Origin of the sequence: Exiguobacterium sp. AT1b, from assembly GCF_000023045.1 — a bacterium.
Classification (GTDB): Bacteria; Bacillota; Bacilli; order Exiguobacteriales; family Exiguobacteriaceae; genus Exiguobacterium.
Genome location: NC_012673.1, coordinates 798,074 through 822,446, shown reverse-complemented (window position 1 = coordinate 822,446; position 24,373 = coordinate 798,074). Strand labels below are relative to the sequence as shown.

Below are 24,373 nucleotides of genomic sequence, written 5' to 3'. Positions count from 1 at the left end.
TGTGATTAACGTGTCATGACTTTGTCGATGAGACCGTAGTCTTTCGCTTGGTCAGCTGCCATGAAGTAGTCACGCTCTGTGTCGCGCTCGATGACTTCAAGTGGCTGTCCTGTGTTTTCTGCCATGATTTGGTTCAACTTCTCGCGCATCTTGATGATGCGTTCTGCGTGAATCTTAATGTCTGACGCTTGGCCCTGTGTGCCGCCGAGCGGTTGGTGAATCATGATTTCTGCGTTCGGCAATGCGAAGCGTTTTCCTTTTTCACCGGCTTGGAGCAAGAAGGCACCCATCGATGCGGCCATTCCGATACAAATCGTCGACACGTTCGGCTTGATGAAGTTCATCGTGTCATAAATCGCCATACCCGCTGTGATCGAACCACCTGGGCTGTTGATGTAGAGTGAGATGTCCTTCTCTGGGTCCTCAGCTGCGAGGAAGAGGAGCTGTGCGACGATGGAGTTCGCGACGTTGTCGTCAATCGCACTTCCGAGAAGGATGATACGGTCTTTGAGCAAGCGTGAGTAGATGTCATACGCGCGCTCCCCACGGCCTGTCTGTTCGATAACTGTTGGAATTAACATTGAATCTGCCTCCTTTATGTAGGTTGTAATTTCATCATACCTGTATAGTCAATGATGGTCAAACGATAGTCATCGTTTTTCACCTATTCCACGATTTTTTCGTCGTGAAACGAAAAAGAGGCCAGGCAATCTGCCTGACCTCTACATCTGATACACCCGGAGAGATTCGAACTCCCGACACCTGGCACCGGAAACCAGTGCTCTATCCCCTGAGCTACGGGTGCATATCTGTGACACGAATTTATTATACATTTGTTTTATTAAAAAAGCAATCCTGTTCGCATAGCTTTTTTGAGCGCGACGGAAGCGGGTTCGTTACAATAGAAAAGAGGGGGGAGAACGATGCAACGGCAGGAGCAAAAACAAATTCAGCAACAACAGATGACACAAGACCTCGTGCAGCGGTTACCGGTCCTTGAAGCGGATCGTCTCGCGCTAGTATTCCGGTTGGCGCGTCTTGCACGACATAACCCGAACATTCACATCGGGAGCGGGGGCGTCGATTGGATTGCAGATGCGGCAAGCTCGTTTGAAGAGAAGCTGTTCACACAGATTCATGAGGGGAGCGGCAGTGAGTCTGAGAAAGCGTTGCGACGACAACTCGTCCTCTTGCTCGACCATCGGGGATTATTGCCGGAGGCGAATGAAGTGTTGGCGGAGCGACTCGGTGTCGACGTCACTCAGGTCGAACAGGCGAGGCAGACACTCTTATTTCTAGAACCGACGGGGATCGGGTCAAGAACGGAACGGGAGTGTCAATATCGACATGCGATCGAACATGAGGACCCTCGCGTCGTCGATGTATTCGAAGCGATCGAGAGTGGGGTGAGTCCTCAACAGATGACGACTGCTCTCGCTATTTCAAATGAGGAATTGGCAAGGCTGGAACGAATCGTCGCGACACTTCCGAAACGTCCTCTATTATATGAAGAAACGGGTCATGTTTTTCCGGAACTCGAAGTACGCTATGAAGAGGGGACACTCGTCACGACGTGGCTCAGTCCAGAACTCGACGAAACGCGTGTCGGGAACGACCGAGAGGCGAAATGGTGGATGACGTCCCTTTCGATGCGGAACGAGACGCTGCGTGAGATCTGGTCGGTCATCGAATCACGTCAGACTGAGTGGCTCCAAGGGGAACTCGTTCTCCATCCCTTGACCCGGCGGACGGTCGCACAGCTCATAGGAAAACATGAATCGACGGTCGGACGAGCCATCCAAGGGAAGTTCGCCAAGACCGAGAGTGGCATCATGGAATGGCGACATTTTTTTGTTCGGTCTACAAGTCGCGGGCATTCGCCGTTTATGATTAAACGGGCACTCGCAGAACTGATTCAACGAGAGAAGGCACCACAAAGTGATCAGGCGCTTGCGAATGAATTGATTCGATACGGTTATCAAGTGACCCGGCGGACGGTGACGAACTATCGAGAAGAGCTTGGATTCGGTAATTCGCGCGAGCGTGAGCGACAGTTATGGAAGGGATGACGAAAATGAAATTAACATTATATAAACGCGACAATTGTTCACTATGTGACGAGGCGGTCGTCATGCTCGAATGGTTACAGGAAGATTATCCGATCGAACTCGACCAGGTCGACATCACGGGGGATGAGGTGCTCGAGGCGAAGTACCTCTTTGAAATCCCCGTTCTCATACATGAAGGTGTGGTCATCAGTCAAGGGCGATATGATGACAACAAAGTTGAAGATTTTGTTAAGTATACGCTTACATCGAAAAAAAACGTTTGAAGGGGTTGCCAGACGGAAAAGTGATTGATAAGATGAACTCGTAGCGGTGGGACGCAAATAAAAAAGTGGGACAAAAGTTGTCCACACTGAAAGTCGAGGGGGTATGAGCATGATCCAGCAACTGATTCACGTTCAGAAGCAAATTGTCCCTGACCTGCTCGATACGCTCCGACATCGTTACGATATCTTACATTATGTCCGCTTGATGCAGCCGATTGGCCGCAGGACACTCGCGACGAGCTTGGGACTGACCGAACGGGTACTCAGACGAGAAGTCGACTTTTTGAAAGACCAAGGTCTTCTTTACGTCGCTACTCAAGGAATTTCCCTCAGTGAGACGGGACGAAACGTCTTACGAGACTTGCACGAGATCATGGGAGAACTTCTCGGGATCTCAGAAGTGGCAAGAGAGCTCGAAGAGAAATTAGGGGTTCGCCAAGTCGTCATCGTACCGGGTGACTCGGATGAGACATTCTGGGTTCAACGCGATATCGGACGGGCGGCGGTCACGCAACTAAAAGCGCGGCTCGCACCGGATGATAATGTGATTGCGGTAACGGGAGGAACGACGATGGCATCGGTCGCGGCGATGATGTCGCCCGATAAAAAAGAACGCCCGATGCATTTCGTGCCCGCCCGTGGAGGTCTTGGAGAGACGCTTGAACTTCAGGCGAACACCGTCTGTTCACGCATGGCGGACCGGGCCCACGCAGACTATCATCTTCTACATATTCCGGATGAAGTATCACAAGAAACATTCGACCGGATGGTGGAGGAACCTAGCATAAAAAATGTGCTGGAAATGATTAGAGCGGCGCGAATTGTGGTACATGGAATTGGTGAGGCAGAAACGATGGCAAAGCGCCGTCACGCATCACCGGAGCATTTGCGGATGATTGAACGGCATGACGCCGTCGCCGAGGCATTCGGATATTATTTCAATGCTGAAGGTGAAATCGTTCATCGCGTTAAGACGGTCGGGATCCAACTCGAAGAGCTGGATGACATGGATACCGTCATCGCGGTTGCCGGAGGGAAATCGAAGGCACAGGCGATCGCCGCTTATGCGAAACACACGTCGAACATCATCCTCGTCACAGACGAAGGTGCGGCGAAAGAATTATTAACTTGTTATTAAAGAGTTGACCCCCCGTTGGCTCTTCAATAAATAGCTTCTACCCTAAGGAGGAAATTAACATGGCAGTAAAAGTTGGTATTAACGGATTTGGACGTATCGGTCGTTTAGCATTCCGCGAGATCATCAAAAACGAAGGAATCGAAGTTGTTGCAATCAACGACTTGACAGACACGAAGATGCTTGCGCACCTTCTCAAGTATGACACGACTCAAGGTCGTTTCGACGGAGAAGTTGAAGTACACGACGATCACTTCCTCGTAAACGGAGAGAAAGTTATCACGCTTGCTAACCGTAACCCTGAAGAACTTCCATGGGGAGACCTCGGTGTAGACATCGTTCTCGAATGTACTGGATTCTTCACTTCAAAAGAAAAAGCTGAGCTTCACTTGAAAGCTGGCGCGAAGAAAGTTGTTATCTCGGCTCCTGCTACAGGTGACATGAAAACTGTTGTTTACAACACAAACCACGACATCCTCGATGGTACTGAAACAGTTATCTCAGGTGCTTCTTGTACAACAAACTGCTTGGCGCCAATGGCTAAAGTACTTCAAGACCAGTTCGGAATCGTTGAAGGTCTCATGACGACAATCCACGCTTACACTGGCGACCAAAACACGCTTGACGCTCCGCACCCGAAAGGTGACTTCCGTCGTGCGCGTGCGGCTGCAGCGAACATCGTTCCTAACACAACAGGTGCTGCGAAAGCAATCGGTCTCGTAATCCCTGAACTTCAAGGAAAACTTGACGGTGCTGCACAACGTGTACCAGTTGCTACAGGTTCACTCACTGAGCTCGTAACTGTACTCGACAAGCAAGTATCTGTTGACGAAGTAAACGCAGCAATGAAAGCAGCAGCGAACGAGTCATTCGGTTACACTGAAGACGAAATCGTTTCTTCTGACATCGTTGGAATCACATACGGTTCACTCTTCGACGCAACTCAAACGAAAGTCATGACAGTTGGCGACAAGCAACTCGTTAAAACAGTTTCTTGGTACGACAACGAAATGTCTTACACTGCACAATTGGTTCGCACAGTTAAGCACTTCGCTAACATCGCGAAGTAATTTCGTGAACTAAATAGAATCAAATAGGAGCGGAAACAAGAGATTGTTCTCCGCTCTATTTATGAAATGACACGCACGACATATGGAGGCGAAAGTTATGAACAAACAGTCTATTCGTGACATCGATGTAAAAGGGAAACGCGTCTTTTGCCGCGTTGACTTCAACGTTCCACTCAAAGATGGCGTCATCCAAGACGAAACTCGGATCCAAGCCGCACTTCCAACGATCAAGCACTTGCTTGACGGTGGTGCGAAACTCGTCCTTGCGAGCCACCTCGGCCGTCCAAAAGGCGAGAAGAAACCTGAGTTCTCACTTGCTCCGGTAGCGAAGCGTCTCGCTGAGCTCCTCGGAAAAGATGTACCGCTCGTCGAAGAAGCATACGGTCCGGTCGCAGAAGAAGCGGTCGCTAACCTCTCTGAAGGCGATGTCGTCGTTTTAGAGAACGTTCGTTTCTACCCAGGTGAAACGAAAAACGACCCTGAACTTGCAAAAGGATTTGCAGCACTTGCTGACGTATACGTCAACGACGCGTTCGGCGCGGCTCACCGTGCACACGCTTCAACTGAAGGGATTGCACACCACGTGGACACAGCCGTTGCTGGTCTCTTGATGGAAAAAGAACTTGAAGTTCTCGGTAAAGCTCTTTCAAACCCAGACCGTCCGTTCACGGCGATTATCGGCGGGTCGAAAGTAGCGGATAAGATTGGGGTCATCGACCACCTTCTTGACATCGTTGACACACTCATCATCGGTGGCGGACTCTCGTACACGTTCTCGAAAGCACTCGGGCACGAAGTCGGAACGTCACTCCTTGAAGAGGATAAGCTTGACCTCGCTCGTCAATTCATGAAGAAAGCAGAAGACAAAGGCGTGAAATTCTTGATGCCTGTCGACTGCGTCATCACGAAAGAATTTGGCGAAGAAACGTATGTCGGGCCAGTCGATATCGACTCGATCCCAGCGGATCACATGGGTCTCGATATCGGACCGAAGACAGTCGAACTTTACGCGGACGCGATTCGCGAATCGAAACTTGTCGTATGGAACGGACCGATGGGCGTATTCGAACTCGATAAATACGCAAACGGAACGAAAGGTGTCGCTCAAGCGCTTGCGGACAGCGATGCATACTCAATCATCGGTGGTGGCGACTCAGCAGCTGCGGCAGCCAAGTTTGGTCTTGCTGACAAGATGAGTCACATCTCAACTGGTGGCGGCGCGTCACTCGAATTCATGGAAGGCAAAAAACTTCCAGGTGTCGAGGCGTTGAACGACAAGTAATTTAGAGGAGGGTTATCGATGCGTAAACCGATTATTGCAGGTAACTGGAAAATGAACAAAACACTCTCGGAAGCTGTTGCTTTCGTTGAGGAAGTAAAAAACAACATCCCATCTACTGACAAAGTAGATGCAGCGATTGGTGCTCCAGCACTTTTCCTCGCACCGATGGTAGAAGCAGCTAAAGGGTCAAACTTGAAGCTCGGTGCACAAAACATGTACGACAAAGATAGCGGTGCCTACACTGGCGAAATCAGCCCAGCTATGATCGCTGACCTCGGCGTGACTTACGTCATCCTCGGTCACTCAGAACGTCGCGAGTACTTCGGCGAATCAGATGCGTTCATCAACAGCAAAACGAAAAAAGCGTTCGAACACGGTCTTACGCCAATCGTTTGTGTCGGTGAAACACTCGAGGAGCGCGAAGGCGACAAGTTCGAAGAAGTCATCAAAACACAAGTCGAAGGCGGCCTCGCTGACCTTTCTGCTGACCAAGTCAAACAACTCGTCATCGCGTATGAGCCAGTTTGGGCAATCGGTACAGGGAAATCAGCGGACGAAGCAGACGCGCAAAGCTCTTGTAAATATGTTCGCGACGTGGTGAAAGGTCTTTACGGTGAAGACGTAGCGGCTGCAGTACGCATCCAGTACGGTGGATCTGTAAAACCAGAGAACATCAAAGAGTATATGGCACAGGAAGACATCGACGGCGCACTCGTCGGCGGTGCTTCACTTGAAGCCGCTTCGTTCCTCAAATTGTTGGAGGCGATTTAAATGGCTAGACCAGTCGCACTCATCATTTTAGATGGTTTCGGGATGCGTGACGAATCGTTCGGAAACGCAGTCATGGCTGCGAACAAACCGAACTTCGATCGCTACTGGGAGCAGTATCCACATACGCTCTTAAACGCAAAAGGCGAGTACGTCGGTCTTCCGGAAGGACAGATGGGGAACTCAGAAGTCGGTCACTTGAACATCGGTGCCGGCCGAGTCGTCTATCAGTCACTCTCACGCGTGAACAACGCAATCAAAGACCGTTCGTTATTCGACCGTCAGGCGATGAACCATTTGGCAGGTCATGTGAAGAAACATGATTCGAGCCTCCATATCATGGGTCTCGTATCAGATGGCGGGATTCACTCGCACATCAATCACATGTTTGCCATCGTTGAGTTCGCAAAACTCCACGGCATCGAAAAAGTGTACATTCACGCGTTCACGGACGGCCGTGACTGTGATCCGAAATCAGGAGCTGGTTTCCTCAAAGAAACAGAAGAAAAGCTTGCTGAACTCGGTGTCGGTCAAGTCGCTAGCGTGTCTGGTCGCTACTATGCCATGGACCGCGACAACCGTTGGGAGCGCGTCGAGAAAGTATACGACGTCCTCGTAAACGGTAAAGGCGAAGTTGGCACGGACCCAGTCGAAGTTCTCAAGAAGTCTTACGAGAACGATTTGACGGATGAGTTTGTGTTACCAACTGTCATCGAAAAAGATGGCAAGCCGGTCGCGACAATCCAGGACAACGATGCCATCATGTTCTTCAACTTCCGTCCGGACCGGGCGATCCAACTCGCAAAAGTGTTCAAAGAGAAAGTCGGCTTCAAAGGCTTCGAACTCTCAAGCAAACATCCAGAGAACATCTTGCTCGTCTCGATGACGAAGTTCTCGGATGAGGTCGACACGGATATCGTCTTCCCACCGGAAGATTTGAAAAACACACTCGGGGAAACGCTCTCTGCACAAGGGTACAAACAACTCCGTGCTGCAGAAACAGAGAAGTACCCACACGTCACGTTCTTCTTGAACGGACAAAAAGAACAACCATTTGAAGGTGAGGATCGTCTCCTTGTCCCTTCACCGAAAGTCGCGACGTACGACTTGCAACCAGAAATGAGCGCATATGAGCTCACAGACGGTTTGCTCGAGCGTATCGAATCAGATGAGTATGATGCATACATCATCAACTTCGCAAACCCGGATATGGTTGGTCACTCAGGGAAGCTTGAGCCGACGAAGAAAGCGATCGAAGCGGTCGACGAATGCCTCGGTAAAGTAGTGGACGCATTACTTGCTAAAGGTGGCGCGGCCATCATCACAGCGGACCACGGGAACGCGGACATCGTCACGAACCCGGATGGCTCACCGATGACGGCGCACACGACGGAACCTGTTCCATGTATCGTCACAAAAGAGGGAGTCGAACTGAAACCAGTTCTCGACGGCGCACTTTGCGACCTCGCCCCAACGCTTCTTCACCTTCTCGGTGGAGAGCAACCAGCTGAAATGACTGGTTCGTCAATCGTTACAAAATAATACAACTATTTTTCAAACGAAAAGGAGCGATTTTTCATGTCAATGATTACAGAAATTTACGCACGCGAGATTTTAGATTCACGCGGTAACCCATCAGTAGAAGTAGAAGTCTTCACAGAAGACGGCGGTTTCGGCCGTGCCCTCGTCCCATCAGGCGCATCAACAGGTGAGCACGAAGCAGTTGAGCTTCGCGATGGCGACAAGTCACGTTACCTCGGTAAAGGTGTCTTGAAAGCAGTTGCGAACGTGAACGACACGATTGCACCAGAACTCATCGGCTACGATGTATTCGACCAAAACGCAATCGATGCGAAAATGATCGAACTCGACGGTACGCCAAACAAAGCAAAACTTGGTGCAAACGCAATCCTCGGTGTATCGATGGCAGCAGCTCACGCAGCAGCAGATGAGCTTGGTCTTCCACTTTACACTTACCTCGGTGGATTCAACGCGAAGACACTTCCAACACCAATGATGAACATCATCAACGGTGGTTCGCACGCGGACAACAACGTGGACTTCCAAGAGTTCATGATCATGCCTGTTGGCGCGCCTACATTCCGTGAAGCGCTCCGTATGGGTGCTGAAGTATTCCACGCCCTCAAATCAGTTCTTTCTGGTATGGGTCTTAACACAGCTGTCGGTGACGAAGGTGGTTTCGCACCAAACTTGAAGTCTAACGAAGAAGCGATCACAGTTATCCTTGAAGCGATCGAAAAAGCTGGTTACAAACCAGGTGAAGACGTCTACCTCGCAATGGACGTTGCATCTTCTGAGTTCTACGACAAATCAACTGGTAAATACGAACTCGCTGGCGAAGGCAAGTCACTCACAACTGCTGAGCTTGTAGACTTCTACGCTGAGCTCGTTGACAAGTACCCAATCCTCTCAATCGAAGATGGTTGTGACGAAAACGACTGGGATGGCCACAAGCTTCTCACAGACAAAATCGGACACAAAGTTCAACTCGTTGGGGATGACCTCTTCGTAACGAACACATCTAAACTTGCTGAAGGTATCGAAAAAGGAATCGCAAACTCGATCCTCATCAAAGTTAACCAAATCGGTACGCTCACAGAAACATTCGACGCGATCGAAATGGCTAAAAAAGCTGGTTACACAGCAGTCGTCTCACACCGTTCTGGTGAAACAGAAGACGCGACAATCGCAGACATCGCTGTTGCGACAAACGCTGGACAAATCAAAACTGGTTCACTTTCACGTACAGACCGTATCGCGAAATACAACCAACTTCTCCGCATCGAAGACATGCTCGGCGATGTAGCGAAATACGACGGTATCAAGTCGTTCTACAACCTCAAAAAATAATTGATTGTTTCAGGCTCGCCAATCGGCGGGCCTGTTTTTTTGTGTGTGGAATATCCGTTTAATCAACGGTGGAAAAGCTGATTGGTCGTCTATCCGTCTTTGCGGCACCGATGCTTTCCTGCAAGAGTCACGGTACCGCTTTGACGGACGCTAACGCTCTGTGTCGAACTTCTTAGTCATTGAGACCTCGTGTTGTATACTGAACGTGACTGATAAAAAGTAGGGGGAGATTGGATGGACCAATCGAATGAACAAGAAAAAAGGTTGAGTGGCGGGAACGTATCCATCGTTCATCGAAAAGGGAACTACGTCTATCGTTCGCAAAAAGTGGGGAGTGAACGCATCCATTGCTATTTAAAGCATTTGGAGGCGAAGCAACTGTCTGGCGTGCCACGCTTTGTCGGTATCGATGAAACAAGAAGAGAGGTGCTCACTTATATCGAGGGGGAGACGGCAGACTATCCTCTTAAATCCTATATGTGGGCTGATGAGGCGATTCAAGACGTCGCGCGCTTGATGAGACGACTGCATGATGCGTCAATCGATTTTGAATGGACATCCGAATGGGAGCCAATCGATCACACACCACAACCGTTAGAGGTCATCTGTCATAACGACTTCGCTGTCTACAATACAATTTTCCATGAAGGAAAAGTGGCAGGAATCATCGACTTTGATTTGGCTGCGCCAGGTCCGAGAGCTTGGGATATCGTCTATGCCCTTTATACGTTCGTTCCGCTCAGTCGTCGCCATCAAGCTGAAACAGGGGAAGTCATCTATTATGATGCCGATCGAGACGATGCGATCTATAAAGAGCGTGTATCGTTGTTTCTCGAAGCCTATGGTTGGGAGCAAGCGGAGGTCGACTTGTTCGATATGTTACAACGACGGATTGAAGCGCTCTGTCTCTTGATGAAACGAAAAGCTGCGGAAGGAGACGTCGCCTTCCAAAAGATGATTGACGAAGGACATTACGATCATTACCAAGAGGAACTTCGATTTATTCGAACGCATGGACAGAAGTGGTTCTGAAACAATCTGAAGCGGGAATATAGAAAATGAAGCATGAATGGGGAGGCGATTTTCGTGATGATGCTCGGATTTCTTTTCTTGGTATTGCTCATTGGATTCGGCATTTGGTACTATCTCAAATCGCACCGGAATGACGATTGGTCATGACAACATTGTCATGACCTCTCTTTTGTGTCAGTTTGCACAAAATTTGGGTATACTCTCTACATAACGAATAAAGGAGCCCATGCTTATGACACGAGTACGAAAAGCCATCATTCCAGCCGCCGGTCTCGGCACCCGCTTCCTTCCTGCCACGAAAGCCATGCCGAAAGAAATGTTGCCGATCGTCAACAAGCCGACCATCCAGTTCATCGTCGAGGAGGCCGTTGCTTCAGGCATCGAGGACATCATCATCGTCACGGGAAAGAACAAGCGGGCGATTGAAGACCATTTCGACCGTGCACTCGAATTAGAGCAGAACCTTGAATCGAAAGGGAAGACGCGCTTGCTCGAATCGGTCCGACATTCCTCGAACTTGGCGAACATTCACTACATACGCCAACAGGAGCCAAAAGGTCTTGGTCATGCGATCTGGTGCGCCCGGAAGTTTATCGGGGATGAGCCGTTCGCCGTCTTGCTCGGGGACGATATCATCGAATCCGACGTGCCGGCGACGAAGCAGTTGATCGACCAATATGAGGCGCACGAACGTTCAATCATCGGGGTGCAGCGTGTCCCGTATGAAATGACGAACCGATATGGTATAATTGACCCGCTTGCCGTCGAAGGGAAGCTCATCCCGGTGCGAACGTTCGTCGAGAAACCGCCCGTCGATGAGGCCCCGTCGAACTTCGCCATCCTCGGTCGCTACATCTTGAAACCGGACGTCTTTGAGGCGTTATCGGGGCAAGAGGCTGGAGCTGGGGGCGAGATTCAATTGACGGATGCGATCGCACGCTTGAATGAGGCGCAGACGGTCTTCGCCTACGAATTTGACGGTCGACGTTACGACGTCGGAGAGCCGATCGGGTTCGTCGAGACGACGATTTGCCACGCGCTCAGCGATCCTGATTTAAAAGATGACGTCCATGCCCTATTGAAGCGGCTCGTGGACGAACTTGATCAACAGTAAGGTGTGTTATTTTTGAAAACAATGCTTATGGTGTGTCAAAACTATTATCCGGAGATCGGCAGTGCCGGCAACCGGATGCAAAACATTACGCATTTGATGAAACAGCGCGGGTATGAAGTCGAGGTCATCACGGCCGCTCCTTCATACCCGAGCTTTGATATGTACCAGGACGACCGCTTCTGGAACGACCGGGAGTTAAACGACCAACCGTTCATCAAGCGACTCATCACGAAGAAACGGAAACATACGTCTAACATGGTCAGTCGTCTTTTCCTATTCCTCGAACAGATGGTCAAAGGAATCCGAGAAGTCCGTAAGCTTGAATTGAAGCCAGACGTCGTCTTTGCGACGACCCCTTCTTTTTTTATGGCGTTTGTCGGTGCTTATGCGAAACGAAAGTATCGTGTCCCGTTCATCTTGGACGTCCGTGACCTTTGGCCAGAATCGGTGAAAGGGGTCGGCGTCTTCAAATACGATTGGGTGCTCACGCCGGCTTTTTGGATGGAGAAACGACTGTATCGTGTCGCCGATGAAGTCATCATCAACTCGGAAGGATTCCGCAGCTATCTTCGTCAGCGTGGTGTGCCGAACGAGAAGATTCACTACATGCCGAACTCGATCCGGGAAGCGGAGCGAACACTCGAGCGGACGATCCCATCGGACGACCGGATGGAGATCTTATACGCCGGGAACATGGGTCTTGCCCAGGATGTGTCGTTGTTACTCGAACTCGCCGAGCGATTCCGGGATGAGCCACGGATCCACTTCAAATTGATCGGCTACGGCTATCGGAAAGAAGAGTTGAAACAGACGATCAAAGACCGTGGTTTCCAAAACTTCTTGTTCCTCGAGGCGATGCCACGGACAGAGGCGTTCCAGGCGATTAAAAATGCAGACGTCGCATTCGTCAGTCTGATCGAACAAGAAGTGTTCGATACGGTCATCCCTGGGAAACTCATCGACTATATGGCAGTCGGCAAACCGATTGTCGCAGCAGTGTCAGGCCATGCGGCGAATGTCATTGAAGCGGCGGAAGTCGGCTACGTGTCACGGAAACGTGACATCGATGAGATCGAGCGGATCCTACGGAAGCTCCTCGACCGACCGGATTTACGGGAGGCACTCGGGGCGAACGGGATTCGTTACGTCAAAGAGAATTTATGTTGGGAAGAGAATATCGACGTGTTAGATCAAGTCGTACAACAGTTAGTGATGGAGGAAACACGATGAAGTCAGTATGTATGTTTGTATGGAACCATTTTACGAATGATGCGCGCGTCCTTCGTGAGTGCTCGGCACTTGCCGAGGCAGGCTATGAAGTCGATTTGATCGCGCTTCAAGATCCGAAAAATAAAGAGCTTCCAAAAGAAGAGATGCGTCCGGAAGGCTTCCGCGTCATCCGCGTGAAGCGTCAACCTTCGATTCTCGTCAACGCGCTCAAGTTCGCGAAGAAGACGTATCAATGGGTGAGTGAGAAGCGGACCCGCCAAATCGGTGCCGGACTCGTCGGTGCCGGGTTGTTCCTACTCGCGCCGTTCACGATGCTCGCACTCGTGGCGGCCGTCGGGACGGTTTTGTTGCCGCAAGTGCGTAAACAAATCGTCAACGCGAGTGCGATGCTCGAGATGGTGTTCGCTTCGACGAAAAAATCGTATGACTTTTACCATGCGAACGATTTGAACACGCTCCCGCAGGCACTCCTCGCTGGAAAAGTGTTCAACAAAGGTCGGATCGTCTACGACTCGCACGAGGTACAGACGGACCGTACGGGTTACGGCTACATCCAGAGTAACCTTGAAGGATGGCTCTTGCCGTTCGTCGATACGATGATGGTCGAGAACCATACGCGTGCAGCACACAACGAAGAGTTGTACGGATTCTATCCGTACGTGCTCCACAACTATCCGTTCTACCGTCCGCTCGACTTCTCGCTCCGTAAGGACTTGCATGCACTCCTCGATTTGCCGAAAGACGAGAAGATCCTCTTGTATCAAGGGGGCATTCAAGCGGGACGCGGTCTCGAACAGCTCGTGCTCGCGGCGAAGGACTTCAAAGAAGGCACGCTCGTCATGATCGGGGACGGGAAGCTTAAACCGACGATTCAACAGTTGATCGAGATGGAAGGGGTCGGCGACCGCGTCAAGATGATTGACAAAGTACCGGTCGAAGCGTTACCTTACTATACGATGAACGCCTATTTAGGCTTCCAAGTATTGAACAACGTCTGCTTCAACCACTACTCGGCCTCATCGAATAAATTGTTCGAGTATTTGATGGCTGAAGTACCTGTCGTCTCATGCGACTTCCCTGAAATCGAACGGGTCGTTGCGGGGAACGATGTCGGGGTGCTCGTCGATTCGCACGATCCACAATCGATCGCGGACGGCGTCAACCGGATGATTGAAGACCAAGCACTCTATGCGCGTGTCAAAGAGAACACGAAGACCGCGCGTGAGAAATATAACTGGGATTTGGAAAAAGAGGCACTCTTGAACGTCTACGCGAACGCCGCGGAGCGCAAGTTGCCGATTATGAAAGACGGTGCGCCAAAGCCAGTACAATCTTAAGACTGCGGCTTTTGCCGCGGTCTTTTTTCTATGGAGGGAGGACATTTATGAAACGTCAACAACAACATCTATTGCGCCAACAGGTATGGCGCAAGCTACAAACCATCTCGGTGAAGGACATCGCCTGGATCATCGCGGGCTCATTCATTCTCTCGTTCGGGGTCAACTACTTCACCGTACCGAACGACTTCTCGGAAGGTGGCCTGCTCGGGGTCACGATCATCCTGTACTACGTGTTCGGCTGGGACCTCGGGCTCACGTCGATCATCGGGAACGGGATTCTCTTTATCGTCGGCTATAAGCTGCTCGACCGTCGGACAATGGTCTATTCGGTCATCGCCGTCATCGCGACATCATTCTTCCTCAGTCTGACACATGACTGGGGCAGCCCTGCCGAGGACAAACTGCTTGCGGCCGTCTATGCCGGGATCATGATCGGGGTCGGAATCGGCATGGTGCTCCGTGTCGGCGGGACGACCGGCGGGGGCGTCATCATCGCCCGTCTCATGGAACGCTATCTCCACTTGAGTGTCGCCGTCTCGATGTTCATCATCGATGCGATCGTCGTCGCGACATCTGGCTTCTTCTTAGGGGAACAAGTCGTTCTCTATACGCTCATCGCGATCATCATCGGTTCATGGGTCATCGATCTCGTCGCGGAAGGTCTCAACATCCGCAAGGCCGTCACGATCATCAGCGACAAGCAAGAAGAGCTCGCCGTCGTCTTGACGGAGACGCTCGGACGCTCGGCGACGATCATCCATGGACACGGTTACTACACGAAGCAGGATAAGAACATGTTGTATATGATCGTCGACAAACGTCAGATCGCACCACTCAAAAAAATCGTCCAAGTGACGGACGACCGTGCCTTCGTCGTCATCCACCAGGTGAAGGAAGTCATCGGGGAAGGATTCAGCTACCCGTCCCGATAATTTGAATGCTGGTGTTTTATTGATAACTTCTATATAATAAAAGGCGTGTAAATAGAAGGAGGAACTGACTACTATGCAAACGATCGCTACAATCAGCCTACTTGTCGTGGCTGTCTTATTGATTGTCGTCGTACTGCTCATGTCAGGTCGGTCGCAAGGTCTTGGAGCGATTGCAGGTGGCGCGGAGCAGTTGTTCGGACGCCAGAAAGCACGCGGCTTCGATGCTGTTTTGAACCGAACTGCAGCTGTACTAGGCACTTTGTTTTTCATTTTAGGATTACTAGTCGCATCATTATGATGATAAGGCTGATCGTTCTCGATTTTCACGTGAGGCGGTCAGCTTTTGTTTTTTTGATTTATTTTTTGGGAATAATGTAGATACGAGGAGATGACAGATCAAATGAAAGTGACAGCACCAAAACCGTTCTTCTTCGAGGGCGGACAACGTGCCGTGTTGATGTTACATGGCTTCACTGGATCGAGCGCGGATGTCCGCATGCTCGGTCGCTTCCTTCAAAAAGAAGGATACACATGTATGGGACCGATCTATCGTGGTCATGCCGTCCCACCGGAAGAATTACTCCAATATGGACCGAAAGACTGGTGGGAAGACGTCTTGGACGCCTACCAGACACTCGTCGACAAAGGCCATGAGGAAATCGTCGTCTGCGGACTCTCGCTAGGTGGCGTGATGTCGCTCCGTCTCGCCGAGGAGAAAGACGTCAAGGCGGTCATCCCGATGTGCGCACCGACGGGAATCGATGCCGAGGACCGCTTGTATAAAGGAGTCCAAGCATATGCCCGAGAATATAAGGGTAGAGAAGAAAAGTCGCCGGAACAGATCGAGCAGGAAATGGCAGAGTTCAAACCGATGCCAACATTGAAAGACCTCCGTGCCTTCGTCCGCGACACGGCGTCGAAGCTCGAGGACATCTTCGTCCCGACACTCGTCGTCCAAGGCGCCAAAGACAACATGATCGACCCGGAATCGGCGAATCAAATTTACGAGGCGGTCAACACGTTCCAAAAAGAGTTGCTCATCTATGAGAACTCGGGACACGTGATCACACTCGACAAAGAAAAAGAGAAACTGCACCAGGACGTGCTCGATTTTCTCGAAACGTTAGACTGGTCAGTCTAAGAAGGAGGTGTCACGTTGAATTTACGTGACCAATTACTAGAGATCTTGCAGGCGAGCGAAAAACCGCTCTCTGTGGATCAACTGACCGAGCGACTACAGCTCGCGTCGACGGATGACTTCAAAGAGCTCATCCGCACATTGAATGCCCTCGAGGAAGAGGGTGCCATCGGCCGGACGCGGACGAACCGTTACGGGACGCTCGCCACGCTCGGACAAGTCGCGGGAATCATCTCGATTCACCAGCGCGGCTTCGGCTTCTTGTCGGTCGAAGGGGAAGCGGAAGACGTGTTCTTGCCGCCCGACCAACTGAAGGACGTCTACCATGGCGATACGATCCTCGTTAAAAAACGCGAGGACAATCGTGGCAAGACGGAAGGGATTTTATTGAAAGTACTGAAGCGCGGACTCTCCGAGTTCGTCGGGACGTATACGCTCCCGAGCGGTCGACTCGACCAGTTCGCCTTCATCGAGCCGGATGATAAACGCATCAACTTCTGGCCGGTCGTCAACCCGGACAAGTCACTCGGTGCCGTCGACGGACATAAAGTCGTCGTGCGCATCACGAAGTATCCGGACGGACGCTTCGCCGGTGCCTGTGACGTCGTCCGTATCATCGGGCATAAGAACGACCCTGGCGTCGACATCTTGTCGATCGTCTATAAGCACGGCATCCCGACGGAGTTCCCGGAGGACGTGATCGCCCAGGCGAACGCGGTACCGGACGAGGCCGACGAGAAAGACTTCATCGGACGCGTCGACCTTCGTGACGAGACGATCTTCACGATTGACGGTGAAGATGCGAAAGACTTGGACGATGCCGTCCACGTCAAAAAACTTGATAACGGCAACTACGAGCTCGGTGTCCATATCGCTGACGTCTCGCATTACGTGAAAGAGGGCTCACCACTAGACGTCGAGGCGTTCGAACGTGGGACGAGTGTGTATCTCGTCGACCGTGTCATTCCGATGCTGCCGCACCGACTCTCGAACGGGATTTGTTCCCTCAACCCGCACGTCAACCGCTTGACGCTCAGCTGCGTCATGGAGATCTCCCCGCAAAACGGGAAGGTCGTTCGCCATGATCTGTTCCCGAGTGTCATCAAGACGACGGAGCGGATGACGTATACGAACGTCCGTGAGATCATCGAACGTGATGACGAAGAGACATTGAAAAAGTACGAACCGTTCATCGGTGAGTTCGACCTCATGGCCGAGCTCGCGGAAGTCCTTCGGAAACGTCGTAACTCGCGCGGTGCCATCAACTTCGATTTCGCTGAGGCGAAGGTTGTCGTCAACGAGGAAGGGAAGCCGGCAGATATCGTGCTTCGTCCACGTTCGGTCGCCGAGAAGTTGATCGAAGAGTTCATGCTCGCGGCCAACGAGACGGTCGCGGAACACTTCCACAAGATGGACGTGCCGTTCATCTATCGTGTCCACGACAATCCGAAACCGGACAAGCTCGACTTCTTCTTCGACTTTGTCGCAAACTTTGGCGTTCACATCGAACGCATCAAAGGGCAGACGGTCGAACCGAAGACGCTTCAAAAGATTTTGAAGGCGATCGACGGAGAACCGGAAGAGCCGGTCATCAGCACGATTATGCTTCGTTCGATGCAACAGGCGAAATATGACGACGTCTCGCTCGGTCACTTCGGACTCGCGACAGACTTCTATACGCACTTCACGTCACCGATTCGTCGTTATCCGGACTTGATCGTCCACCGTCTCATGCGCACGTACGTCTTCAACAACGATTTGTCGGAGAAGACGATCGCGAAGTACGAGGACCGTCTCGGGGCGATCGCCGAACAGGCATCGAAACGGGAACGTCGCTCGGTCGACGCAGAGCGCGAGACGCAGGCGCTCAAGAAAGCCGAATACATGGAAGCCCATCTCGGTGAAGAGTTCGATGGTGTCGTCGCCGGCGTCACGAACTTCGGGATGTTCATCGAACTTCCGAATACGATTGAAGGGCTTGTCCGTCTCCAGTCGATGGATGACTACTACCACTTTGACGAATCACAGCTCATGCTCCTCGGGGAGCGGACGAAACGTCAATTCCGCATCGGGGACGCCGTCCGTGTCAAAGTCGATGCCGTCAACTTAGACGAGCGGACGATCGACTTCACGGTCGTCGGCATGCCGAAACGGGAACAGTCAAGCCGTCGCCAACCGACGACGATCAAAGCGAAAGGCGGTCGTCCGAAGAAGGACGAGAAAGACCGTCGTGGCGGTCGCGGTCGGGACGACAAGAAGAAGCGCGGCAAACCAGGAAGACCTGGCAAGCCGGGCAAACCAGGTGAGAAACCGAAACGAGACGGGGAGAAGTCTTCCCAAGGCCGTTCGGCACTCGACCTGAAGAAGAAAGACAAGCACAAACGAAAAGGCGACGCCAAACGAGGTGCGAAGAAACGTCGCTGACGGGGAAGGGCTCATCCCTTCCTCCGTATCTTGTAGATAAAGGACTGAATGTGTATGGCCAAGAAGAAAGATTCGAACGCACTCGCCCAAAACCGCAAGGCGTCCTTCGATTACGCGATCGAAGATACGATTGAGGCGGGCATGGTGCTCACAGGGACGGAGATCAAATCGGTCCGTCAATCGAAGATCAACATCGCGGATGCGTACGTCCGGTTCGATGGGGGCGAGGCGACGCTTCATAACTGTCATATCAGCCCATTCGAACAGGGGAACCGCTTCAACCATGACCCACTCCGCGTCCGAAAGCTATTGTTGCATAAGAAGCAAATCAATCAGCTCATTGGAGCATCAGGGCGTGACGGCTACACGATCATCCCGCTCAAAGTGTATATCAAGAACGGGTTCGCCAAGTGCCTGCTCGGCGTCGGAAAAGGGAAGAAGAAGTACGACAAACGTGAGGACTTGAAGAAGAAAGACGCGAAGCGTGACGTCGACCGTGCGATGCGCGATCGGCAAAAATACTGACAACGGATCCTAATTGTGGTATATTAAATAGAGTACCAATTACCACCTCGGGGACGTTATGGATTCGACGGGGGTAGGTCGGTCGTATGTGGCGTGTCGAGGGGTCGGCCTCGTTAAAACGCAAACGCCTATAACTGGCAAAACTAACACACAACTCGCAGCAGCCTAAGTGCCCTGCGGATCCTGACATCCATCGCTTGTGTGGATGACTTTCAGGGTCTCAAACTAAGCAAGCTACGCTTCAACCTCGCCGTCTGAGGGCGCGAAGAAGAGATGAAACAGACTGGATGCGATAACGCCTGTTTATCGGCAGTGTCACATCGAGATTCAATAGATAAACTACACACGTAGAAGCATACGTTACGATGCCTTCGGACGCGGGTTCGACTCCCGCCGTCTCCATTTTGAAGCGGTCTGTAACGACTGCGATCAATGATTTTCATGAAGACCTTCTAATTTCATTGAGATTAGGGGGTCTTTGCTTTTGCTTGAAGTCATAAAGAAAGGAAGGTGAAGCGCATGGGAAAATATCAATTAGACACGAGAAGCAAAGTAGCAGCGGCGAAGTACCAAGACGGAAAAAAGCCGACCGTCTCGAACAAGAAGGAACGGTTGAACCAGCTTCGTGAGGCGTATTTGCAGAAGCAACAAGAGAAGAAGTGATCTGGTGAAGGATTATTGAGTACCTGCTCATTAATCCTTTTCTTTTGGGGAGCGGACACCGGTCATTAGGTTTTTGATGGGAATCAAGGGATTGATCATCTTTTTGTTGAATAGAAACTATGAGTTGTTTTTTGAAAATCGTCAAGTAATCATACATACCAAAGGAGGAGTTCACATGTCTAAAAAATCGACGGAATTGATTGTGAATGGCGTCAAAAAATATGGTCCGACAGTAGGCAAACTTGCATTAAAACATAACAAAGAAATCATGGGGGCTTTAGGATCAATCAATTTAAAGAAACGATTGAAGAACACGGATGATTCGGAGCAAAGCCCTAAACAAGCTAAGAACAAACATCCGCGAAAGCAACGGTATCAGTATTATTTAACCGAAGTGACGCCTACGCTAGACACTCGAAATCGAGATGAGTTGTTCCAATATAGACTAGAAGTGGAGCAATGCATTCAACAAATCAAAATGGAACAAGCACAAGACATCGTCATCAAAAAACAAATTCATGAGGGGCGAATCAGAGAGTGGGAATCCATTCTCTCTCACATCGTGAGTCAAATGACCATCAAGGACTATATGGAATATTTGAGACTGTTCAACAACCCGGAGTATCAAAGTGACTATTTCACGGGCTTTGAAGGGGATGTGGAGAAGTTCAAAAAACTGAATACGGTCGAACAGTATGATGCGCTCGTTCAGTATGTTCATGAAAAGACAATGATTGATATCGAACAAATCAAAAGAGAGTTTTCTGCTCCTGTATGAAGCACCACGATCCACTTCCTATCTGTATTCGTTATAATCAATAGTGTAATGGATGGAGGTGGAGTCGTTGGGATGGAATTTACGTGTCGCTGAGGCGAAAGATGTGTATTTAACCGAATCAGACCTATGGCGCTTTACACAACAATTTCTGATGAACGCTTCTCATACGACGACGTACAAACACGTATTGATGAAGGCGTTACTGGAATGTACGACAGAATTGAATGAATCAGGTGTCGTGTCATTTCATCAGATTGCCAAACATGTGACGAAAATCTATTGGAATCTCATCGTCAAGCATGGGCTGACACAGATGAATCAATTGGGGAAGCAGAGCGCTGTTGAAAAAGCGATGGTCTCCTTTCAGAAAGAACACAACATTCCGCCAGATTGGAACTTCGACCGCTTACCAGAGCATCAACAAAATCAATTGATTCGGAACGTGAATCAATTTTATAAAAAATACGTATACGGTTCTTTCTATCGCTCCTTTAACGAAACGATTTACTCTTTCAATCGAAAAGAAGAGTGGATTCAACTCGTTCCAGCGTATGTCGTTTTCTTTGAAAAATATAAGCATATTCTCATGAACGTGACAAACTATCAGTTAGCCATCTTTTTAGAAAAATACAATTCCCAGGATGCGATGGAACGAATTTTGAGCAAGCTGGAGTTTGTGTCTGCCCGTCAGTCGCTTGAGGAGTTTAAACAAATTTTATTAAGTCACGGGCACTCAATGTGCTTCTATTGCCTAAAGCCTGTTAAACAAATTCACGTGGATCATTTCATTCCTTGGTCTTATATGCAAAATGATGTCTTATGGAATTTTGTGCTGTCATGCCCGACATGTAATACGAGTAGAGATAATCGATTAGCGAATATCGATTATCTCTACAATTTGGTAGAGCGAAATCATGAACTGCGTACGGCAGAACACATGTCTACATACAAAGAATCGAAACTCATTCATTTGTATCACTATGCCGTTCAAAATGGCTATGAAAACAATTGGACTCCGAAGGCATGAAAAAAGTCGGTCTACGTGTCTGCATACTCTATCAATGAACGGTCAAACCGCCACCGTAACCTTCCAGAGAGTAAATAAAGAAATAAAAATGAGCAATGCGTGGGTGAATAAGGAATGTCAAATAATTTGGAAACTTTAATCGTGTCTGGCCGGTTTAAGGAAGTGAAAGACATTTATCAAACTACTGATTTTGAAACATTTAAAAATGATTTATTAACTTTGGCGTATGATAATGAACATCTGTCGAATTACTCCGTACTCGTCTATCTGTTATTTGACACAGAGGACGATAAATTACATGACTTGGCTTTTCAAGTCCTATCACAGCCCCTTTGCCACATTGAAGGGGCTTATGCCTCTTCCTTATACCATGCTCAAAGAGCCGTGGATTTGACTGATGCTGCAGATGTGAAGCGCTTAGAGAACCTGTTATTTCTGAACATCGTCCCAGAAAAGATTGTAAGTGATGAACAAGCAAAGTCCATCGCGGAAAAAATTCTTGTACTAGATCCGACAAATGAAGTTGCTAAAGACACATTATATTAAACCTAGAAAATCATTCGTTCGCTTAGATCAATGGTTTTCTTTAGTTCGTGTCACTGAATAAGGGAATAAGCAACTAGTCTCATCTAATTCACTCAAGCCATCAATTGTATGAAAGACAATCTGCACACCATTTTCATCTCTACATTTCTCGACTGAATAAATCAAAAGGATATCCTCCTAATTTTGAATACGTATGCAGAATCTAACCTTAAACCTGGGGGGGCGAATGAATGAAAAGGATTTGTGATTGTGAAAATATGAAAAGAATTACGATAGAGGCGGATGTGGGGGCGGACCCGACATGGTGTGCGACCTGTCGATACAATATAGAATTGAATGAGTTTACGATTTCTGACCAATTGAAGCGTGATTTCTATGAATGGGTTAGTCGATTCGGAGAATGGATTGACTGGGACACTGATGCACTTGCTAAAGGATGGGAAATCAAGGTGGAGCAACATAATCGTGAAGGAGACTTACTTTCGGAGCGTTTGCAAGTAGCGCTTGTTGAAGCATATGAAATTGAATTCACGCCTATAACATACGATAATTTTACAAAATCCTGAGCTTCACTAGAAACAGTGATTCCAAAAATTGTATGTTACACTAAGGGAAAACGATTAGGGGTAAACAGATGACCATTCATTTTGACAGGATGACGGAATCAGAAATCGCGAATTATGTGACTTGGTTGATTGACGATTATGCAAAAGATGTCGCGCGCAACTATCAACTTCCGATGGTGTTGGCGCAAGAGGAATCGACTCAATTGATTCGGGACCTCTTCCCGGATAATCAACCTGGGGAAGGACAGACGATTGTTCATGTGATGAACGGAAACACTCGTGTCGGGATTTTGTGGTATGTGTTTCAAGCTGAATCGAACCGCATCTTCATTTATCACATTTTGATTGAAGAGATGTACCGTGGACAAGGATATGCGACAGCGGTGTTTGAGAAACTTGAAAGAGTTGCCTCAGAAGAACTTGGCGCAACATCCATTGGACTAAGTGTATTCGGCACGAATCCAGACGCACAGCGATTATATAAACGACTCGGATACCAAGAAGCGTCCATCGCCATGAATAAACAGTTGTGAGAGGATTCGATATGAAACGTTACTTGAAGTGGCTTTTGTCGGGATTGGTGTTCACTCATCTTGCAGCGAGCCGAGATTTGTGTCGACTATACCGCTAAAAACGGAGAACTTCTTGATGATGGTACTGGTTTAGATTTATCGTTTTAACAGTAATCCCACTTTCCGATTGGAAAGTGGGATTTGTTCAGTCAAACACTCGACTGATCCAGCGTTTGAAAAAGGGTTGATCTGATTGTGTCACGCTATGATTGTCGAGCTCCACCTCTTCGATCGTCTCATTCGGAGACCTCAATTGAATCGTCATCTCGTCACCAAGCCCGGTCATGATACCGCTCTCAAATTGAAGATTTCTTGTCACATAAGCATTTGCGTATAGAAGTCCACCTTTTTCATCCACTTGTACCTCCTGAATCGTATAGTGGAATTGCTCGACCCAATCCCGCTGACCGAGGAGGAGCCGGACGACGTCATCTTCGTGTGACAGTTTCGTTCGCTCGATATTCTCAAGAGGAGTATGCGCTTCAATCGCCTCTCGCTGCGCTTCTAAGATATCTTTGAAGTGATGTGTCGCAACTTCCGTCGTCCATGCAGCGGAACCTGTCTTCGACTCGGTCGCATAATGGAAAAGAGCAAATCCAATCAAGGCGAATAACGCCACAACACCTACTCGTTTGAACTGTTTCATTGTCGAGCTCCTTCCTTATAAAAGTCACGTTGTAATGTAGTGTCATTTCAGACGATTCAACTTGAGATAATAGCCACATACTAAAGGGTATATTTGGTTAATCATTTTTATGTAATATATTCTTAACATTTAGTAAAAAATAGTTTACACTGAACTTGAATACAATGAGGAGGCGATGGTGACGTTAAAAAATCAAATATTCCTCAGTCGTGCAAAGAAAGGCTGGACCCAGCAACAATTGGCTGATTCAGTCGGAGTAAGTCGTCAAACGATTATTGCACTTGAGAAAAACAAGTATAACCCGTCGCTCATCCTTGCGTTCAAAATTGCGGCGGTACTCGATGAAGAACTACCCGCATTATTTACATATGAGGAGGAGTGA

General features: G+C 49.3%; 26 protein-coding genes, 1 tRNA gene and 1 other RNA gene. 25 read left to right on the top strand and 3 right to left on the bottom strand.

The window, feature by feature from the left end; genetic code table 11:
• Positions 1-5: 5 nt before the first annotated feature.
• Positions 6-581 (bottom strand): ATP-dependent Clp endopeptidase proteolytic subunit ClpP, encoded by a 576-nt coding sequence (clpP, locus tag EAT1B_RS04335; protein WP_012726916.1) that lies wholly within the window; start codon positions 579-581, stop codon positions 6-8.
• A 151-nt stretch (positions 582-732) separates the two neighbouring features.
• Positions 733-805: transfer RNA gene (locus EAT1B_RS04330), tRNA-Arg, on the bottom strand.
• A gap of 118 nt (positions 806-923) precedes the next feature.
• On the opposite strand from EAT1B_RS04330, the gene EAT1B_RS04325 reads away from it, so the two are divergent.
• The 24 genes from EAT1B_RS04325 to EAT1B_RS15595 all read left to right on the top strand — a co-directional run bounded on the left by EAT1B_RS04325 (position 924) and on the right by EAT1B_RS15595 (position 23,306).
• The gene (locus EAT1B_RS04325) at positions 924-2,069 is read left to right on the top strand and encodes a sigma-54 DNA-binding domain-containing protein (protein WP_012726915.1); all 1,146 of its coding nucleotides are present in this window, start codon (positions 924-926) and stop codon (positions 2,067-2,069) included.
• A 5-nt stretch (positions 2,070-2,074) separates the two neighbouring features.
• Positions 2,075-2,332: a glutaredoxin family protein gene (locus EAT1B_RS04320; RefSeq protein ID WP_041918074.1), complete on the top strand. Its 258-nt coding sequence runs from the start codon at positions 2,075-2,077 to the stop codon at positions 2,330-2,332.
• 109 nt (positions 2,333-2,441) lie between these two features.
• On the top strand, positions 2,442-3,470 hold the full coding sequence (locus EAT1B_RS04315; RefSeq protein WP_012726913.1) for a sugar-binding transcriptional regulator: 1,029 nt from the start codon (positions 2,442-2,444) through the stop codon (positions 3,468-3,470).
• 59 nt (positions 3,471-3,529) lie between these two features.
• On the top strand, positions 3,530-4,537 hold the full coding sequence (gene gap, locus EAT1B_RS04310) for a type I glyceraldehyde-3-phosphate dehydrogenase (RefSeq protein WP_012726912.1): 1,008 nt from the start codon (positions 3,530-3,532) through the stop codon (positions 4,535-4,537).
• A gap of 97 nt (positions 4,538-4,634) precedes the next feature.
• The gene (gene pgk / locus EAT1B_RS04305; RefSeq protein ID WP_012726911.1) at positions 4,635-5,819 is read left to right on the top strand and encodes a phosphoglycerate kinase; all 1,185 of its coding nucleotides are present in this window, start codon (positions 4,635-4,637) and stop codon (positions 5,817-5,819) included.
• Positions 5,820-5,837: 18 nt separating this feature from the next.
• A complete protein-coding gene (gene tpiA, locus EAT1B_RS04300) occupies positions 5,838-6,590 on the top strand; it encodes a triose-phosphate isomerase (protein WP_012726910.1) in 753 nt (250 codons plus the stop codon).
• Complete coding sequence (gene gpmI, locus EAT1B_RS04295; RefSeq protein ID WP_012726909.1) at positions 6,591-8,129, top strand: 2,3-bisphosphoglycerate-independent phosphoglycerate mutase; 1,539 nt, start codon at positions 6,591-6,593, stop codon at positions 8,127-8,129. It begins immediately after the preceding gene.
• Positions 8,130-8,165: 36 nt separating this feature from the next.
• Positions 8,166-9,458 (top strand): phosphopyruvate hydratase, encoded by a 1,293-nt coding sequence (gene eno / locus EAT1B_RS04290; RefSeq protein WP_012726908.1) that lies wholly within the window; start codon positions 8,166-8,168, stop codon positions 9,456-9,458.
• Positions 9,459-9,692: 234 nt separating this feature from the next.
• Entirely contained in the window at positions 9,693-10,490 is a 798-nt protein-coding gene (locus EAT1B_RS04285) for a phosphotransferase enzyme family protein (protein WP_012726907.1), read from the top strand.
• 232 nt (positions 10,491-10,722) lie between these two features.
• Positions 10,723-11,604, top strand: coding sequence for a UTP--glucose-1-phosphate uridylyltransferase GalU (galU, locus tag EAT1B_RS04280; protein WP_012726906.1), 882 nt, complete (start codon positions 10,723-10,725; stop codon positions 11,602-11,604).
• A 21-nt stretch (positions 11,605-11,625) separates the two neighbouring features.
• A complete protein-coding gene (locus tag EAT1B_RS04275; protein ID WP_041918072.1) occupies positions 11,626-12,834 on the top strand; it encodes a glycosyltransferase family 4 protein in 1,209 nt (402 codons plus the stop codon).
• Positions 12,831-14,171, top strand: coding sequence for a glycosyltransferase (locus EAT1B_RS04270; RefSeq protein ID WP_012726904.1), 1,341 nt, complete (start codon positions 12,831-12,833; stop codon positions 14,169-14,171). Before EAT1B_RS04275 ends, EAT1B_RS04270 begins: the two co-directional genes overlap by 4 nt.
• A gap of 47 nt (positions 14,172-14,218) precedes the next feature.
• Complete coding sequence (locus tag EAT1B_RS04265) at positions 14,219-15,106, top strand: YitT family protein (protein ID WP_012726903.1); 888 nt, start codon at positions 14,219-14,221, stop codon at positions 15,104-15,106.
• 73 nt (positions 15,107-15,179) lie between these two features.
• A complete protein-coding gene (gene secG, locus EAT1B_RS04260; RefSeq protein ID WP_012726902.1) occupies positions 15,180-15,404 on the top strand; it encodes a preprotein translocase subunit SecG in 225 nt (74 codons plus the stop codon).
• 102 nt (positions 15,405-15,506) lie between these two features.
• A complete protein-coding gene (locus tag EAT1B_RS04255) occupies positions 15,507-16,247 on the top strand; it encodes a carboxylesterase (RefSeq protein ID WP_012726901.1) in 741 nt (246 codons plus the stop codon).
• Positions 16,248-16,262: 15 nt separating this feature from the next.
• Entirely contained in the window at positions 16,263-18,668 is a 2,406-nt protein-coding gene (rnr, locus tag EAT1B_RS04250) for a ribonuclease R (RefSeq protein ID WP_012726900.1), read from the top strand.
• Between the two features lie 54 nt (positions 18,669-18,722).
• On the top strand, positions 18,723-19,193 hold the full coding sequence (smpB, locus tag EAT1B_RS04245) for an SsrA-binding protein SmpB (protein WP_012726899.1): 471 nt from the start codon (positions 18,723-18,725) through the stop codon (positions 19,191-19,193).
• A gap of 49 nt (positions 19,194-19,242) precedes the next feature.
• Positions 19,243-19,598, top strand: a transfer-messenger RNA (tmRNA) gene (gene ssrA / locus EAT1B_RS15740).
• A gap of 114 nt (positions 19,599-19,712) precedes the next feature.
• A complete protein-coding gene (locus tag EAT1B_RS04240) occupies positions 19,713-19,856 on the top strand; it encodes a hypothetical protein (protein ID WP_012726898.1) in 144 nt (47 codons plus the stop codon).
• Positions 19,857-20,031: 175 nt separating this feature from the next.
• Entirely contained in the window at positions 20,032-20,634 is a 603-nt protein-coding gene (locus EAT1B_RS04235) for a hypothetical protein (protein WP_012726897.1), read from the top strand.
• Between the two features lie 67 nt (positions 20,635-20,701).
• Positions 20,702-21,661, top strand: a complete 960-nt coding sequence (locus tag EAT1B_RS04230) for an HNH endonuclease signature motif containing protein (RefSeq protein WP_012726896.1) — start codon at positions 20,702-20,704, stop codon at positions 21,659-21,661.
• 114 nt (positions 21,662-21,775) lie between these two features.
• Positions 21,776-22,207, top strand: coding sequence for a hypothetical protein (locus tag EAT1B_RS04225; protein WP_041917921.1), 432 nt, complete (start codon positions 21,776-21,778; stop codon positions 22,205-22,207).
• 230 nt (positions 22,208-22,437) lie between these two features.
• A complete protein-coding gene (locus EAT1B_RS04220; protein WP_012726893.1) occupies positions 22,438-22,773 on the top strand; it encodes a hypothetical protein in 336 nt (111 codons plus the stop codon).
• Between the two features lie 68 nt (positions 22,774-22,841).
• Positions 22,842-23,306, top strand: coding sequence for an N-acetyltransferase (locus EAT1B_RS15595; protein ID WP_012726892.1), 465 nt, complete (start codon positions 22,842-22,844; stop codon positions 23,304-23,306).
• A gap of 184 nt (positions 23,307-23,490) precedes the next feature.
• Here the strand turns inward: EAT1B_RS15595 and EAT1B_RS04210 are convergent, their stop codons facing one another.
• A complete protein-coding gene (locus EAT1B_RS04210; protein WP_012726891.1) occupies positions 23,491-23,991 on the bottom strand; it encodes a hypothetical protein in 501 nt (166 codons plus the stop codon).
• A gap of 175 nt (positions 23,992-24,166) precedes the next feature.
• Between EAT1B_RS04210 and EAT1B_RS04205 the strand changes: the two genes are divergently transcribed.
• Positions 24,167-24,373, top strand: a complete 207-nt coding sequence (locus EAT1B_RS04205; protein ID WP_012726890.1) for a helix-turn-helix transcriptional regulator — start codon at positions 24,167-24,169, stop codon at positions 24,371-24,373.

Excerpts from the sequence above, each read along its gene's own strand:
- clpP (WP_012726916.1), bottom strand. The coding sequence starts at position 581 with ATGTTAATTCCAACAGTTATCGAACAGACAGGCCGTGGGGAGCGCGCG.
- EAT1B_RS04325 (WP_012726915.1), top strand. The coding sequence starts at position 924 with ATGCAACGGCAGGAGCAAAAACAAATTCAGCAACAACAGATGACACAA.
- EAT1B_RS04320 (WP_041918074.1), top strand. The coding sequence starts at position 2,075 with ATGAAATTAACATTATATAAACGCGACAATTGTTCACTATGTGACGAG.
- EAT1B_RS04315 (WP_012726913.1), top strand. The coding sequence starts at position 2,442 with ATGATCCAGCAACTGATTCACGTTCAGAAGCAAATTGTCCCTGACCTG.
- gap (WP_012726912.1), top strand. The coding sequence starts at position 3,530 with ATGGCAGTAAAAGTTGGTATTAACGGATTTGGACGTATCGGTCGTTTA.
- pgk (WP_012726911.1), top strand. The coding sequence starts at position 4,635 with ATGAACAAACAGTCTATTCGTGACATCGATGTAAAAGGGAAACGCGTC.
- tpiA (WP_012726910.1), top strand. The coding sequence starts at position 5,838 with ATGCGTAAACCGATTATTGCAGGTAACTGGAAAATGAACAAAACACTC.
- gpmI (WP_012726909.1), top strand. The coding sequence starts at position 6,591 with ATGGCTAGACCAGTCGCACTCATCATTTTAGATGGTTTCGGGATGCGT.
- eno (WP_012726908.1), top strand. The coding sequence starts at position 8,166 with ATGTCAATGATTACAGAAATTTACGCACGCGAGATTTTAGATTCACGC.
- EAT1B_RS04285 (WP_012726907.1), top strand. The coding sequence starts at position 9,693 with ATGGACCAATCGAATGAACAAGAAAAAAGGTTGAGTGGCGGGAACGTA.
- galU (WP_012726906.1), top strand. The coding sequence starts at position 10,723 with ATGACACGAGTACGAAAAGCCATCATTCCAGCCGCCGGTCTCGGCACC.
- EAT1B_RS04275 (WP_041918072.1), top strand. The coding sequence starts at position 11,626 with ATGCTTATGGTGTGTCAAAACTATTATCCGGAGATCGGCAGTGCCGGC.
- EAT1B_RS04270 (WP_012726904.1), top strand. The coding sequence starts at position 12,831 with ATGAAGTCAGTATGTATGTTTGTATGGAACCATTTTACGAATGATGCG.
- EAT1B_RS04265 (WP_012726903.1), top strand. The coding sequence starts at position 14,219 with ATGAAACGTCAACAACAACATCTATTGCGCCAACAGGTATGGCGCAAG.
- secG (WP_012726902.1), top strand. The coding sequence starts at position 15,180 with ATGCAAACGATCGCTACAATCAGCCTACTTGTCGTGGCTGTCTTATTG.
- EAT1B_RS04255 (WP_012726901.1), top strand. The coding sequence starts at position 15,507 with ATGAAAGTGACAGCACCAAAACCGTTCTTCTTCGAGGGCGGACAACGT.
- smpB (WP_012726899.1), top strand. The coding sequence starts at position 18,723 with ATGGCCAAGAAGAAAGATTCGAACGCACTCGCCCAAAACCGCAAGGCG.
- EAT1B_RS04240 (WP_012726898.1), top strand. The coding sequence starts at position 19,713 with ATGGGAAAATATCAATTAGACACGAGAAGCAAAGTAGCAGCGGCGAAG.
- EAT1B_RS04235 (WP_012726897.1), top strand. The coding sequence starts at position 20,032 with ATGTCTAAAAAATCGACGGAATTGATTGTGAATGGCGTCAAAAAATAT.
- EAT1B_RS04225 (WP_041917921.1), top strand. The coding sequence starts at position 21,776 with ATGTCAAATAATTTGGAAACTTTAATCGTGTCTGGCCGGTTTAAGGAA.
- EAT1B_RS04220 (WP_012726893.1), top strand. The coding sequence starts at position 22,438 with ATGAAAAGGATTTGTGATTGTGAAAATATGAAAAGAATTACGATAGAG.
- EAT1B_RS15595 (WP_012726892.1), top strand. The coding sequence starts at position 22,842 with ATGACCATTCATTTTGACAGGATGACGGAATCAGAAATCGCGAATTAT.
- EAT1B_RS04210 (WP_012726891.1), bottom strand. The coding sequence starts at position 23,991 with ATGAAACAGTTCAAACGAGTAGGTGTTGTGGCGTTATTCGCCTTGATT.
- EAT1B_RS04205 (WP_012726890.1), top strand. The coding sequence starts at position 24,167 with ATGGTGACGTTAAAAAATCAAATATTCCTCAGTCGTGCAAAGAAAGGC.